The following is a 14501-nucleotide window of genomic DNA, read 5'->3' as shown; positions in this document are numbered from 1 at the left end:
GCAGACCAGGAAACCCCTGATATTTTTGCCGCCGGGCTCCATCATCGGTCCGCGTGATCCGCGTGATCAGTGGGCAATCAACTCCCTCCTCAGGATTTCGGTGGCGCCGAACGAGGCGGGGGCTGTCCTTCCAGCCGGGCATAGGCCCCGAAATCCCCAAACCAAAATCGCTTGGCTACCCAATACAGCCAATGCTTCTCCGGAATCTCCTCTCCCGGTAGCCACTGGCTCGCCCGGGGTTGCATCGCCTCGAGCTCCGCCATGGCCGTCCCCCGAACCGTGGTGTCCCGCGCCCCATGTTTGACCACCAGCGACTTCACCAAATCGGGACGCTCCAACACCACGCAGCCACGGGTGTGCTGAGCGGATAGCTCCCGGAAATCCTTCAAGAACGCGCTGTCACGAATCGCCGTAAAAACCCCCCGCTCGTCCTGCACCGTCTCTTTGGCAAACTGAATGATCGGACACGGTTCGATGTCGCCTCGCGGGCTCACATGATGGCTGATGCCCGTGGACATGGGGCAGAGTGCCTGTCCATCATGGCCATAATAGGCATCGATCATCGCAATCGGCATGCGAGCGCGCATTTCCACAATGAACCGCCTCACTCGCGTGAGCTGGTCAGGTCGCAACCCTAACCCGGTGTTCATCTTCGGCCCGACCGGACGGTAGCTGTGATACCACACGTAATGAACACCCCGGCGAATCAACTCGTTCAGCCAGGACTCCGTCAACAGCTCGTCGATGTTGGATTGGCACACGCTGGTCGCCACCCCCGTCAGCAAACGGGCCCTCAGACAATAGTCCAACCCGCGCAGGGTCTTGCTGTAAACGTCCTTCTTGCCGCGACGCTCATCGCTCACCATCTCACGCCCCTCAATACTGATGAGTGGCGTCGAGTTACCGAGTTCCCGCAGGCGCGCCGCCACCTTCTCAGTGATGAACTGTCCGTTGGTAAAGAGTTGGAAGTAACAGTCGGGATGCGCCGCCAGCAGATCCAGCAACTCGGGATGCATGAACGGCTCGCCGCCCAGGATTCCGAAGAAGGAATTACCGTGCTTCTTGGCATCGTTGATGGTGCGGTTGAGATCATCAAGCGACAGCGCGTTGCGATCCGCCTCCACATCCACCCAGCAGCCCTGGCAGCGCAAGTTGCAGGAATTGATGATCGAGAGGTACAGGAAGGGGGGGAAGTACTCGCCGCGCTTGAGCCGTCGTTTGAACTGTTCGACGGAGATCATTCCCTTGAACCCGAAGTTCCAGAGAAACTTCCCGATGCAGCGTGGATCGGCGGTGCGCAGGGTCCGAAAGGCGAGTTGCGGGATCATGATATCGGGAGAGCAAGAATCATGGTAAACACGGTCAGGGCGAGCTCAGCTAGGACGTTGACGGGGTGTGCGCCGCATCGCTCACTTGTTGAAGGGCCGCCTGCGCCTTCGCCTTGGCTTCCTCCGCCCGCCGCATGATTTCATCGGGAGACGGCAGGCTCATCAGAACCTCCGCCGGAATGTCGCCCGACTGAGCCAGCTTGGTCAGACACTTCTGCCGCTCGGCCAACGCCTTACCAGAATCGCGCTCCTTACTGAACCGCGACTGAGCGCGTTCACTCCGCTCACGAAGCATGGAATACACATCCCCGCCCAGCAGGGAGGAGATGTCGATTTTCATTTTTTCCCGCTGCAGATCGTTGTCACTGACGACGTCGCCGTTGATCGGACCCGTCTTGTACTTGGGGAACATGATCGCCGCCTCCGGACAAACACGCGAACACGCCGGGCAGTTGGTTTTGCAGTTGTCGTTGTTCTGGACCTGAATCCGGCTCTGGGTGTCCACTCCGTAGACCCCAAACAGGCAGAAACTCAGGCACTGCATGCAATTCGTGCAGCGGTCATAATCGATGACCGGAAACCACGGCTTCCAATCCCCGGGTCGAACCGCGGCGCTTTCACTCCGGGTCTGCTCGACCCATTCCAATAACGTATCGCTGCCCTGCCCCGAGATGTCGCGAAAGCGAACCGACGAGCCATCGGAAGCGGCATCGGCAACGGGTGGGGCACCGCCGAAATCCCCCAGCACCAGCAACGAGCTGCGGTCGGAGGACGAGACCGCCCCCTTCGCCGCCGAGCGGGTGACGGCAAAGCCTTTGTCCAGAGCTTTGACCAAGAACGAGAATCGATCGGACGCGGGCAGCGGAGCCGCGCCCTCGCCCTCATACAGCACCACGCGCAGCGTCTTGTCTTCTTTGAGGCTCATACGGCGGAAGCAGGGTTAGGAGCAGGGGTGGAAGCGACATCGACCGCCGGTTGCGGAGCGTCGCTAAGCGTGACTTTGCCGCGGGGCAGATTGGGCTCCAACGTCGGAGAAAGGAGGGCGGCGGAAACCACCGCCGCGGGCTGAGTTCGCATGTTGAGCACCTGACAGCTGTCCAGGTTCAAGGGGGCCTGAGCAGCCGAGAAAAGCCATTTGACCGCTCGGGGAAAACAGGCAGCGATCTTGAGCTGCCCATCGCCTGCCAAACGCTGGAGAGCCACATCTCTTCGGGCCGACATCTCACACAAATCAGCCACCGCCTCGAACGCGACGGTCGAGTCCGAGAGCTGGCGTAACACCGCTTCTTTGACTTCTCGGGGGACCACTTGCGCGTAAGCACAATGGCAATACAGAATTCTCACCGGATCAGGCATGCTGAGGGCGAATGTAGGTTCAACAGTCGCGGGGGGCAATCGGGAATACACTAGGTCGGCGGGTGGATCCGAGACCACCTATCACCCTCCTATTCCAGCATTTCCCAAAAAAATCATTTGCCATCCGACCCGCTTTAACCTTTATTTGACTGTGTTGAGGGCCCGACTGGGGCATTTCATGGCTCCAGCCTCCGTCTGATTCTGAAGATTTCACATAGGTTCGGGACTTTCCCTGACGAGTGCCGCTCAACACACACACAGCACATCACATAGCTATGACTAACGCCTCGGGCGCTGCAGTAGAACACGGCTCCGGTTATTTGGAGATATCAGAAAAAGGTTTCGGGTTTCTGCGTTCTGCAGAGAATCACTTCATTCCCAAACCTTCGGATATCTTCGTCACTCCGGATACCATCAAACGCAATTTCTTGCGCGAAGGCTGCTTGGTCGCCGGCACGCTGCAACCTCCTCATCGCGGCAACAGCCCCCAGCTGAAAGCTGTGGAGTTGGTCAATGGCATGGCCTTTGGAGATTACACCAAGTCCATGCGGTTCGAGAACCTCACGTCGATCGACCCGACGGAGAAGTTCAATCTCGAGACTTCGCCTGATGTGCTCGAAACGCGCATTATTGACCTCGTTACGCCCATCGGAAAGGGAACCCGCGGCCTCATCGTCGCTCCCCCCCGCACCGGCAAAACCACGATTCTCAAGCAGATCGCCAACGCGGTTACGGCCAACCATCCCGAAGTTCATTGCATCGTTCTCCTGATCGATGAACGCCCTGAGGAAGTCACCGATTTTCAACGCTCGGTCAAAGCTGAGGTCGTCGCCTCGTCGAACGACCAAGAACTGGAAACACACGTCCGGCTGTCCCGCTTCATGATCGAGCGCTGCCGCCGAATCGTGGAGACCGGCAAAGATGTGTTCGTGCTCCTGGACTCCATCACCCGTGTCGCCCGCGCCTACAACAGCGTGCATGGCGGCAGCGGTCGAACGATGACCGGTGGTGTGGATGCTCGAGCCCTGGAAATCCCCCGTAAAATGTTTGCGGCGGCGCGTAACATCGAAGGCGGCGGATCCCTCACGATCTTGGCCACCGCCCTGGTCGACACTGGATCCCGCATGGACGAGCTGATCTTCCAAGAGTTCAAAGGCACCGGCAACATGGAGCTGATTCTGGATCGGAAACTGTCCGACCGTCGCCTGTTCCCGGCCATCGACATCCCCAAGAGCGGCACCCGGAAGGAAGAAAAACTGTTCTCCCCGAAAAATATCGAAGCGGTCCGCAAGCTCCGCCGCATGATGGTCGACCTGAATCCGGTGGAAGCCATGGAAACGCTGTTGGCAGCGCTCAAGAAGCACAAGACCAACGACGAACTCCTGGCCAAGCTGTCCGGATCTTAGTCGGCCACCGGTCCGCCGGTTACCGACCGAAGCAGAGCAGCCCATGCGCCGAACTGCCAAAGCGCCCCGTAAGGCCAAGGCGTTGGCGCTTCCCAGCTCCCGCCCTCCGCTGGAGCGGATGATGCAAATTCACCAGGCGATCCAGTCTGGTGATTATCCCACCGCCACGACCCTGGCGAACCAGCTGGAGGTCAGCATCAAGTCGATCCATCGCGATCTGGAGTTCATGCGGGACCGCCTGCAGCTTCCGCTGGCCTACGACGAGATCCGCCACGGCTGGCATTACACCGAGGACGTCGCTTCCTTCCCCACCCTCCAGATCACCGAGGGTGAACTTTTCGCGCTGCTGGTGGCCGAAAAAGCGCTGCAGCAATATCGGGGAACGCACTTCGAACGGCCGCTGGTCAGCGCCTTCAAGAAGATGGCGGCCAGCCTTCCTGACACCATCTCACTGAACCTCGCCGAGTGGGAGCAGACCATTTCCTTCCGCACCAGCGCCGAGCCGCTGCTCAACCTGCAGGTCTTCGACACCTTGGCGAAGGCCACCACGCATCATCAGCAGCTGAAGATCCACTATCGTAAGCCCGGGGGAAAACCACCGGAGGAACGGCTGATCGATCCCTACCATCTCGCCAATATCAACGGGGAATGGTATCTCTTCGCCTACGACCATCTCAGAAAGGACCTCCGCACCTTCGTGCCTTCGCGAATCCAATCGCTCGAGTCCACCGGAAAGAAGTTCGAGCGCCCGGCGCGGTTCTCCCTGGAGAACCGGCTGCGCAACAGCTTTAGCGTCCACTCGGGTGACGGGGAATACTTGGTCGTGGTCCGATTCACCGCCCAAGTCGCCGACTTCATCCGCGAAAAGAAGTGGCATCCGTCGCAATTCCTGAAAGAGCTGCCGCACGGGGGCGTGGAGCTGCGGCTTACTCTCTCCAGTTTGAATGAAGTCGAGCGTTGGATTCTCGCCTGGGGCGGCGATGCCACGGTCGTGGAGCCGGCGGAACTGAAGGCCCGGATCCGACAAGCCGCCGAGCGGCTTCAGCAGTCGCACTGAGCCCAGCGGCCGATGGGCCGAGACGGCCCACACTACAACGGTAGCGTCGTCCGTCTCTGGACGATTCCCCCGTCCGAGCGCAGCAGGCCCCGATGGTCTCTCCGTAGGCACTAAGCTCACCAAGCAACCGCTCCTTTAGCCGCAAGAAACGAAAGATGGCGAAAGAAGTTCTGAGCCCAGGCCCTCATCCACGCTGCATCCGTCCGCTTCTTTCGTCTCCTTTGGTTTTTGCGGCTCATGCGGGAGCCCCTGCTAACCTGGCCCCGGATCCGTGCCAGCCATGAAATCCTTGGTTAGTCCATTCCCAGGTCTTGGTATACCGAGCAGGGCTATACTGGGGTTTCTCACCTAGGCGGCAGGGTCCGAACCCGCAGGGTTCAAAGAGAATAGCCGGGGGTGCTGGCACCCCCGGACTCGTTCAAAGTTGCGGAGCATCGCGCAGCGATGCCACCGGCCGTTCATGCTTGCCTCACCCTATCCAACTCATGAATGGGAAAGAATGGGGCCTACCGCGCATAAGACCGGAAAATCCGCTTGCAGTTCGCCCCACAACTTGGTTTCCTTACCGCTCCAACGGGCGCATATGGCGGAATTGGCAGACGCGCTACTTTGAGGTGGTAGTGGGGTAACCCGTGCAGGTTCAAGTCCTGCTATGCGCACCATAAATCCTCAGGCCGATGAGAACGCTTCTCATCACCGGACAGGTCCCCCAACCCTACGGCACTCACTACATGAGACTCATCCCCTTTCCCCGCCTACTCACAGGCCAGTGCGATGGGGAGGATCACTTGGTCATCATACATGAAGGTTAAGCCTCCAGCCGCGAAGTGGGGAACATCCGCAAGGGTGACCTGCCGCTCTGGGGGAGGTCAGAATCCGTTTCCTTTCCAGCGAAAGCCTGCTTAGATCTGCGCCAGCATGAAGCTAGGGATCTTCAGGGTTTTCTTCGCCGGGGTGTGGCTTGTAAACGGCATGTACTGCAAGGTGCTCGATGGGGTTCCCCGACACCGGTGGATCGTCGCCCGGATCCTCGGAGAGGACCATTCGCTTTTTCTAACACGACTGATCGGGATCGCAGAAATCGCCATGGCAGTCTGGAAGGGGAAACTCTTCGAGACCTCCGCCCACATTGCTTTCGTTCTGCTATGGGCCTATTTGACCACCGTGTTCCTGCTCACCGGTCTCAGCTGACAGCGATCATTGTTTAACATAGACTTGTCCGTCGAGCTTCAAGCCGTTGCTGAATAATTCATAGCCGGCGCTCCAGTTGTTGCCATTGTCGTAACGAAAAGTCAGCGTGGTGCCGCGCTTGACGACAGTTCCACGGTTACCCCCCTGTGCCAACCCGGTCAGATCCGATCCGCTAAAGCCGCTCTGGGCGGTGTCGGAAAACGACCCGTTGGGATAAAACGTGATCGAACGGGATTGAGCCACGTTGATCTTCGCTCCAGCCCCCCCGCCGCCGGCCGATGAAAAATTCTCCGCCGTCCAAGTGCCCACGAGGCCGGCTTCGAGGGAAGATTCCTTGAAGGTGATGCTCTGGGCGACGATTTCAATCGACCGTCCGAACTCCTTGAACCCGGCATCAGTTCCAATGCCCAGCACAGCAATGGCCACATCCTTCCGCTTCACATACATCACCTGGCACAGCAGCTTCCGGCCATTCACTGAACCCTCATAGCTCTCAACCATCGCTTCGTCACCTCCACACCGGGTCTTCTTCGGCTCGCCTGCCGGACGAAATACGGGGCCGAAAAACTGGGCGAGCACCTGCTGCGCAAGCAGAGGTCCCTGTGTAAAGAAGTTGGCCATGTCCGCGGCACTCGGCGTCCCGACCGCCGCGCGCAGAACAAAGTCGTTCTGGCGTCCCTGGGGAAACCCGTCGCAGAACGCGATCCCACCGCTGCTCTGGATCGGCGTGTAAACCCAGTTGTCGAACTTGGCGATCGTGCCCCCTTGCAATTCAAGAACCCGATAAGCCAAAGGATCCTTCTCCGCCGTGCCCTTCGTCCCCGAACCGGGCAGCGCCGCGGTCGGGACAGGTGTGGATGGCCCGGCTGGAGAACCAGGGGCAAGGGGTGATTTCTCAGCCAGGGCGATGGAGCTCGTCAGACCTAGCGCCACGGTCCGAACGACTCTTCTCCAAACTCGATGCCACGGCACAGAAAGGCGCAGCCTCGCACAAGAGAGGGAAAACATGTCTGTACAATAGGACAATGATCGACGCTTTTTCAAGCAATGTGTCCGCACGGCGTGCTGGCGGACTCTAGGCACAAGTGGGGACGGACACCCAGACGACACGAAGGTTTGGGAATAGCTCCCCAAGACAATTCTCGTTCTAGATTTCATTCTGCATTAGGCTCGAAGCTGTTACTTTGCAACTCGGCCGATCGGACATCCCTGATCAAAAGTCCGAAATGAGATCTGACATCAGAAGTTGCCCAGATTCGTCGAGCGGCATGACAGTTGCTAAAGGCATCCCCAAGTAATCAAACTCATGACCTCCTCCGTGCAACTCAATGGGGCCGCTGATAGGACCAGGACTGACGGGCAAACCGCCGCAGGGCTGACCGGGCGACGACTGAGCCAACCCATTGGCTGGAACATCCCAGGATCAACCCTCGTTCTGCTGCTGCTGCTGCTTTTATACGTCGTCTTCCCCAGCCACGCGCAATCTCCACGCGACCTGACGGCGTCCTGGGACTTCGAGCATGGCTGGGTCCGATTCCAAACTCCCTATCAACCCGACACACTCATCTCCCTGGAAGCTGCCTCGCGCTTAACTCCATCGGCCTGGACCTCAGTCGCCCTCACTCATGACGGGCTCGATCGCTACCCGGACCTCAACTCAGCCCACTTGCCTCATCGGTTCTATCGCATCACTCGGTCCCCTCGCCCTCCCGGCCACGACTGGAAGAATCAGCTCCACTTTCCCGACGACGCCTTTCTCTCCGCGGAGACCGAAGGCGGAAGGATGCGCTGGGTCAAATTCGCGATCTTACTGAACGATCCGACTCGAGTGCTCTACCAACACAGCAGGCTCTTTCCCTTCCACTACGACTTCCTGACTCGCCGAGTCGACGCCTTTCGCGGCCTCGATCGTGCCGCTTTCGATAGGATCTCGTTGTTTCGGGAAGGTCAGCAGGTGGTGCTGGGGGCAGTCCTATATCCGCCTGATTGGAACGCCAGGGAATACGGAATCCAGTTGGTTGGGCAGGATTCGTATCCACCCGAGCAGGCCTTGGAATGGCTGGAACTGGTGCGAGCAACCGTGCATCCAGAATCTTCAGCCGTCGCCTTCTATGTTCCCTCTTTCGAGCAACGGACCGCCGCGGAAGCGCATCGACAGCACTTCGTCAGCCGCGGCTTCGAAATTGCCTCGGTGGAACGATGGGTAGAACAGGACCACTGCTATGCTTCTGGCTGGGCGCTGGGAATGCTCAAGTTCTTTCCCGCTTCAGAAATCGATGCGGCTTACGCCGACGGGCGGCTGGGGCCGACCGATATACTGCTGACGGATGGAGTGCCGGCGGAGACACCCCTGGTGGCCGGAATCATTTCCCTCTCACCCTCCACGCCCAACTCCCACACCGCCATCCTCGCAAGCTCCTTCGGGATTCCTTTCGTCTACCTGCCGGAAGCCAGCGAACGGGATCGGGTGCGCAGCCTCGTCGATCAAGAAGTTCTTCTGTCAGCACACTCCGAAGGAGGTCGGTGCGAGGTGCGTGTTCTGTCGTTGGAGGGTAAACTCAGCGCCGACCACCGAGCCGAGCTGCTCGCCCTAAAGGCGTTCGAACCACTCGATTTCAAACCTAAGGAACGCTATGGTCAGTTCAGCGCCTCCACCGAAGCCTTGAAGCCGGCGGACATCCGCTTCTTCGGGGGCAAGGCAGCCAACTACGGCCTGCTGAGGCAATCGATCCCGAATCACAGCCCGGCAGCCATCGCATTCTCTTTCGATTTGTGGGAGGTGTTCATGGACCAGCTGCTAGCCTCCCAGCAGACCTTGCGCCAGGTAATTCAGGGCCGACTCGAGCAATTCACTGAATACCCGCCCAACCTTCCCTCGCTTAAAAGCAATCTCGCAGCCATCCGCATCCTGATCCGCAACGAAGCACGCTTCGCCCCCGAGCAACAGGCAGCGATCACCCAAGCGCTCAGCGTGTTTAATCCCGGAAAGAAGATCCGGTTCCGCAGCTCGACCAACGTCGAGGACAGCGAAAACTTCACCGGGGCCGGACTCTACGACAGCTACAGCGGCTGCCTGTCCGATGATCTGGATGGTGATGGCCAGGGCCCCAGCCAATGCGATGGAATGTGGAGCACCGAGCGCGGCGTGTTCCGCGCGCTTCAGCAGGTTTATGCCAGCTTCTACAATGATAACGCCTTCCTCGAGCGGTTGCGCCATCGCGTCGACGAGTCCAAGGTCGCGATGGGCGTCCTGGTGCATCACTCCTTCCCCGACGAGGAGGAGATGGCCAATGGGGTTGCCTCACTGCACTTCGAATTCAGCCCCTTCTCGACAAACGTCTTCGGAAATCTGGTGAGCCAGATCGGCGCGTTCCCCGTCACCAACCCGGACGGTGATTCGCTTCCGGAGGTGGTCAACGTCAGTCGGTTTAGCAGCTTTTCTTCGGTCCTATTGCGCCAGTCTTCCTCGAAAGTTCCTTTGGGGGCAACGGTGATGGACTGGGATGGAGACTACCAAGGTTTCCTGAATCTCTTCCTCTCAGTTGGACTGCAGTATCGCCAGACGGTTCCAGCCAAGACCAGCTTCTCGCTCGATTTCGAATACAAGAAGGACACCAACCGCACTCTCATCGTCAAACAGGTGCGGCCGCTTCCCCTCCCCGATTCGTCACGAGCGCACGACACCTACCTGGTCGACGAGCCGACCGTTTATCAGGTAGGCCAGGAGGAATTCGGTGATGTTTTCAGCAATCATCGTCTCAAATCGATCTGGCATCTCAGCACCACCAACACCTCACTGGTTCCCCAGCGAGCCAGCGCCCCGATTTACCGGGACGGTTCGGTGGAATATCTCGAAAACCAGTCGAAACAAACCTTGATCGGCCCTCCATCGGTTTGGCCCGCAGGCTCCCACTCCTTTGACGCCAACAACTCGCTGTCGATCGACAAGTGGACCACCGGCGTCGGGGTGGATCAACGACGCTGGCAACTCACCACGGAGCTGACGTTGAAGGTTTTTGGTTCCCATCCTCCCGTTTTAACTCAGCAGGAATTCCCCACACATGTCTGGGTGACGTATGCACTGGGGAAACCCACCATGGATTACGAGGGTAAATTTACCACCACCACTCAGGAGGTTGTCCGACTCAGGCCCGTCGCTCCCCTTCTCCCCAATGCGATCCGACGCGCTCCCGTATTTGTGGCGACCAACGCAGCGAAGGACCGGATTCTCCAAGTGCAGCCCATCTACTACTGGCCCAAGCCTCCCACCGGTATCTCGGCTGGCTATACGGCTCCGCTGGTCCGGTTTGAGCAAACCCAGATCGTTGGCCTCACCTCTCAACCCCTGGTGCTCAAGGACTACTACTCCCAGACTTACCGCCCTGGACATCATAACTTTAGCGAAGAATTCCTGTTTGAGCCCGGCCTTGATCCGCAGGTCGGTCCTGAGTCGTTGGAAGAACTGCGGAAAGGCAACGTCCAACTACTCCATCTCCATTGGCTCGGGGGGGATGAGGTTCAGTGCACAATCCTCGGTTGGGACGGCAAATTCCGACGGTTCTAATTGAGCGTTTCCCACGTCCAGATGTCAGAACCCCAGGTTCCACCGCCCGGGGCACTGGGACACAAAGGCTCAAGTTGTTGTTGCAAGGGTCGATTAGGTATCGGAAGTATATGAGTGTCGAACCTTTGGACCACCGAATCGGCTCGTTGCCGGCGTTGAGAGTCCTCCACCGAATGGCTGGGATTCCGGCCTCCGGGGTTCGATGAAGAAGTTTGTTTTGGAACCAGCGTATCGCACATGAGTAGCGGCGTCATTATCCCACGCAATCTCATCATCTATGGCCTGTGTATTCCCATGGCCATCCTGATGGGTTACCTCCTGACTACCCCCCTGGACTACATGTCCTTGCTCGGCGTAGGCATTGTCACCGCTGCCTTGCTGGTGCCTATCCTACTCCATTGGCATCACACCCTCTTGATTGTCTGCTGGAACTCAGTGCTGAACGCCTTTTTCCTTCCCGGTCAGCCGCGTATGTGGATGGTGCTGACGGCGGCGAGCATCGGCTTTTCGATCCTGGACCGGATCATGGACAAGAGCAAACGGCTCGAGATGACCCCCTGGATCTCCACGCCGCTCATTTTTTTGGCAGTTCTGATTCTCGTGACGGCCAAGCTGCGAGGCGGTCTGGGCTTCGGCTCGATCGGCGGCGGGGTCTTCGGGGGCAGGAAGTATATGGAAGCGCTCATGGCGATCGCGGGCTTCTTCGCGCTGTCGTGGCAGAAAATCCCGCCCCGAAAGGCCATGCTCTTTGCCAGCTTGTTCTTTCTGTCGGGTATCACGAATGTCATCAGTAATCTCGCCTACAGCGGCGGCGCCGCTTTCTACTGGCTGTTCTGGCTCTTCCCGGTCGAGACCGCGGTGATGCAGATCCAATCCGACTTCAGCGTGGACGAGCGATCCTTCTCTCGGTTGACGGGTCTCGCGTTCGCGTGCACCGGCCCCTTCTGCTTCCTGCTGCTTCGACATGGAATTAAGGGAATCTTCGACTTCAGTGAAAGATTCCACTTCTCCCCCATCTCGTTTGTAAAGGGCCTAAGCATCAACCAGCCCTACCGTCCGCTGTTGCTGGTTCTCCTGGTAGGCACAAGTATGTTCGGCGGATTCCGTTCCATGCCCATCATCCTGGGCCTCATTTTCACGACCCAACTGATCCTGGAGCGGCTCTATAAAACCAAGCTGTTCGCAGTCCTGGTGGGGGTGGGCTTAATCTTGTTTGCCTGCGCCCTGCCTTTCACCGAACGGCTGCCGCTGGTGGTCCAGCGGGCGATCAGTTTCCTGCCGGTGAATGTGAATCCCGTCGTCCGATTCGATGCCTGGGCCTCCACCGATTGGCGGGTCCGGATGTGGAATGTCGTTATTGAGCAGATCCCGCAGTTTCTCTGGATCGGCAAGGGCTACGGTGGCAAGGCCTCCGACATGAACCTGATCCGCGAGTCCATGCGGCGGGGATACATCAGCGATTTCGAGGGCTCCTACATCGCCGGCGACTTCCATAGCGGGCCACTGTCGCTCATCCTACCCCTCGGGTTGTTCGGAGTGGCGTTCTTCCTTTGGTTCCTCGTGGTGGCGTTTATGGGGCTCTACCGCAACTACCGATACGGCCCGGCGGAATTGAAGACCGTCAACACGCTCCTATTGGCGTATTTTATCGCCCAGACCATCTTTTTCTTCTTCGTCTACGGCACTTTCACCGGAGGGCTTTTCATGTTCACCGGAGCAATCGGCTTCAGCATTGCCCTGAACGGCGGCATCTGCCACGCCCAGCAACCGGCACCAGCGGCAGCGGTCGCTCAAACCGGACCGACGCCTCGCAAGACGGGTCGAGGGATGCGCTCCCCGGGCGCCTTCGGTGCTCCTGCGTAACCCGTCCGTCCTCTTGCCTTGAACCGGACGAAGCTGCACATCGCCCTCGTGACTGTCGCGGACCTACCCGAGGGTTGGGGCCGCACCGGTCGCCTGCGCACTCTGATCAGCGCCCTCACGGGACTAGGGCACCAAGTCACCGTCTGGAATCAGCACAGCCTCGAAGCCGCCGGCACTACTCAAGTCTCCGGCGAGATGTGCGGAGCCCGCTACGAGTACGTGCTAGGCACCACCGACCGAGATCGGGGCTTCAAGGCCATCGGACTAAAAATCCGAGCCGTACGGGCAATCCTGAAACGCGTTCGAGCAGCGGCTTCCCAAGGGCAGCTCGATCTGGTGATCTTTAACCACCTCGCCTTCTACGACACGTTCCCCATCACTCGCCTGGCACGACGTCTGGGTATACCGACTGTCCAATGCTACGAGGACGAACGCATGGAGCTGGTGGTCACCGAGAACATCAGCCTGTCCCAACGAATCTTCGGATGGAACTCCTGGGCGGCCGACCATTGGTGCTCCGGAATGGCGGATCAGCTCTGGGTCATCTCTTCCTACCTTCAGCAGAAGTACGCCGCGCTGTCCGGCCATCCGGAACGAGTCCACATCGTTCCCACAATCATTGATTGCCAAGCCTGGGCGATGCCGCCAGAACCCAAGAATACGCCTCCCGTCATCCTGTACTCCGGGGGCTTCGGGGAGCATGAAGACATCGAGAAACTGACCGCCGCTCTGGGCATACTCCGCCAGCGGGGAATCCCTTTTCAAATGCGCTTCGTCGGCGCGAATCCCAATCTGCCGCGAGTGCAGAAACTGCAATCCGATGTGCGCGACCTCAAGCTTGAGTCCTGCGTGACCCTGCGTGGGTTCAGCCCCTCCTCCGTGGTGAAAGAGGAGGTGGCCAATGCGAACATCCTGATGAATCTCCGCACCAACTCGGTGTGGAGCAAGTCGGGACTGTCCACCAAGCTCTCCGAATACCTGGCAGCCGGCCGGACTGTCATGACCACGGACATTGGGGACAATGCCCGCTACGTGCAGGACGGGGTCAGCGCGCTGGTCGTGTCCCCTGATGACCCGGCGGACCGAGTGGCCGATCTGCTGGCCAAAGCGATCCAGGATCCCAACCTCCGTGCCACGTTGGCGGCAGGCGCGCGGGAGGCCGCGCTGCGACACTTCCATGTCCCCGTGGTTCAGGAGCACCTGTCCCAACTGCTGGCACAAATGACCCGCCGATAATCCCCTGGCACAGGGGTGATTGGAGGTGGATGAGGTTGGCCGAGCCGCCCTCCGGGGGTGCAGGACAGCGGTAGAGGGCTATCGTCTTTCCTCCAACGATGCGGAAAGACAAGCTGAAGGAAGTCATCACGAGGCGGCCACAGCCCTGAACCCGAAGGGTTCGCAGAGATTAGCCTGGGGTGCTGGCACCCCAGGAATCGTTAAAAAATACGGAGCATCGCGCAGCGATGCCACCGGCCGCTCTGAGTGATTAGTTACCGAAGGGAACGGGTGTAGGCCACTCGCCACTTATCACTCGTCACTACCCCCGAACTCCGGACGGAGGGCGATTACGATTACGATTACGATTACGATTACGACAGTATCATCCCATAAGGACAAAAGCCGTTAGTCGGCTCTTTCAGGATGAACCGTTTACGCGGAAAGGAAGTGAGATCAATATTTGAAGTTGACTACATCGCCTCGGAAAATGGCTTCAAAAGTCGCACCTGCTGTCCCAC

General features: G+C 58.9%; 10 protein-coding genes and 1 tRNA gene. 7 read left to right on the top strand and 4 right to left on the bottom strand.

What is annotated here, in order from left to right; all coding sequences use genetic code 11:
* Window positions 1-89: 89 nt before the first annotated feature.
* The 3 genes from JNN07_24060 to JNN07_24050 are packed head-to-tail and all read right to left on the bottom strand — an operon-like array spanning window position 90 to window position 2684.
* Complete coding sequence (locus JNN07_24060; protein MBL9170828.1) at window positions 90-1328, bottom strand: radical SAM protein; 1239 nt, start codon at window positions 1326-1328, stop codon at window positions 90-92.
* Window positions 1329-1377: 49 nt separating this feature from the next.
* Complete coding sequence (locus JNN07_24055) at window positions 1378-2253, bottom strand: ferredoxin family protein (protein ID MBL9170827.1); 876 nt, start codon at window positions 2251-2253, stop codon at window positions 1378-1380.
* The gene (locus JNN07_24050) at window positions 2250-2684 is read right to left on the bottom strand and encodes a hypothetical protein (GenBank protein ID MBL9170826.1); all 435 of its coding nucleotides are present in this window, start codon (window positions 2682-2684) and stop codon (window positions 2250-2252) included. The genes JNN07_24055 and JNN07_24050 overlap by 4 nt, the downstream gene beginning before the upstream one ends.
* 275 nt (window positions 2685-2959) lie before the next feature.
* Here JNN07_24050 and rho point away from each other — a divergent pair, with 275 nt between their 5' ends.
* From rho to JNN07_24030, 4 genes are all read left to right on the top strand, one after another.
* Window positions 2960-4090, top strand: a complete 1131-nt coding sequence (gene rho, locus JNN07_24045; protein ID MBL9170825.1) for a transcription termination factor Rho — start codon at window positions 2960-2962, stop codon at window positions 4088-4090.
* 43 nt (window positions 4091-4133) lie between these two features.
* Window positions 4134-5147 (top strand): WYL domain-containing protein, encoded by a 1014-nt coding sequence (locus tag JNN07_24040; protein ID MBL9170824.1) that lies wholly within the window; start codon window positions 4134-4136, stop codon window positions 5145-5147.
* Window positions 5148-5724: 577 nt separating this feature from the next.
* A tRNA-Leu gene (locus JNN07_24035) sits at window positions 5725-5809 on the top strand.
* Window positions 5810-6065: 256 nt separating this feature from the next.
* A complete protein-coding gene (locus JNN07_24030) occupies window positions 6066-6338 on the top strand; it encodes a hypothetical protein (protein MBL9170823.1) in 273 nt (90 codons plus the stop codon).
* Window positions 6339-6344: 6 nt separating this feature from the next.
* On the opposite strand, the gene JNN07_24025 is transcribed toward JNN07_24030, so the two are convergent.
* Window positions 6345-7346: a hypothetical protein gene (locus JNN07_24025; GenBank protein ID MBL9170822.1), complete on the bottom strand. Its 1002-nt coding sequence runs from the start codon at window positions 7344-7346 to the stop codon at window positions 6345-6347.
* 298 nt (window positions 7347-7644) lie between these two features.
* Here JNN07_24025 and JNN07_24020 point away from each other — a divergent pair, with 298 nt between their 5' ends.
* The 3 genes from JNN07_24020 to JNN07_24010 all read left to right on the top strand — a co-directional run bounded on the left by JNN07_24020 (window position 7645) and on the right by JNN07_24010 (window position 14001).
* Window positions 7645-10902, top strand: coding sequence for a hypothetical protein (locus JNN07_24020; GenBank protein ID MBL9170821.1), 3258 nt, complete (start codon window positions 7645-7647; stop codon window positions 10900-10902).
* A 237-nt stretch (window positions 10903-11139) separates the two neighbouring features.
* The gene (locus tag JNN07_24015; protein ID MBL9170820.1) at window positions 11140-12765 is read left to right on the top strand and encodes a hypothetical protein; all 1626 of its coding nucleotides are present in this window, start codon (window positions 11140-11142) and stop codon (window positions 12763-12765) included.
* 18 nt (window positions 12766-12783) lie between these two features.
* Window positions 12784-14001, top strand: a complete 1218-nt coding sequence (locus JNN07_24010) for a glycosyltransferase family 4 protein (GenBank protein MBL9170819.1) — start codon at window positions 12784-12786, stop codon at window positions 13999-14001.
* Window positions 14002-14501: the final 500 nt, after the last annotated feature.

Source organism: Verrucomicrobiales bacterium (genome assembly GCA_016793885.1).
Taxonomy (GTDB): domain Bacteria; phylum Verrucomicrobiota; class Verrucomicrobiia; order Limisphaerales; family UBA11320; genus UBA11320.
The sequence above is the reverse complement of the archived record's forward strand: the minus strand, read 5'-3'. Positions and strand labels throughout refer to the sequence as shown.

Excerpts from the sequence above, each read along its gene's own strand:
- JNN07_24020 (MBL9170821.1), top strand. The coding sequence starts at position 7,645 with ATGACCTCCTCCGTGCAACTCAATGGGGCCGCTGATAGGACCAGGACT.
- JNN07_24015 (MBL9170820.1), top strand. The coding sequence starts at position 11,140 with ATGAGTAGCGGCGTCATTATCCCACGCAATCTCATCATCTATGGCCTG.
- JNN07_24055 (MBL9170827.1), bottom strand. The coding sequence starts at position 2,253 with ATGAGCCTCAAAGAAGACAAGACGCTGCGCGTGGTGCTGTATGAGGGC.
- JNN07_24025 (MBL9170822.1), bottom strand. The coding sequence starts at position 7,346 with ATGTTTTCCCTCTCTTGTGCGAGGCTGCGCCTTTCTGTGCCGTGGCAT.
- JNN07_24030 (MBL9170823.1), top strand. The coding sequence starts at position 6,066 with ATGAAGCTAGGGATCTTCAGGGTTTTCTTCGCCGGGGTGTGGCTTGTA.
- rho (MBL9170825.1), top strand. The coding sequence starts at position 2,960 with ATGACTAACGCCTCGGGCGCTGCAGTAGAACACGGCTCCGGTTATTTG.
- JNN07_24060 (MBL9170828.1), bottom strand. The coding sequence starts at position 1,328 with ATGATCCCGCAACTCGCCTTTCGGACCCTGCGCACCGCCGATCCACGC.
- JNN07_24040 (MBL9170824.1), top strand. The coding sequence starts at position 4,134 with ATGCGCCGAACTGCCAAAGCGCCCCGTAAGGCCAAGGCGTTGGCGCTT.
- JNN07_24050 (MBL9170826.1), bottom strand. The coding sequence starts at position 2,684 with ATGCCTGATCCGGTGAGAATTCTGTATTGCCATTGTGCTTACGCGCAA.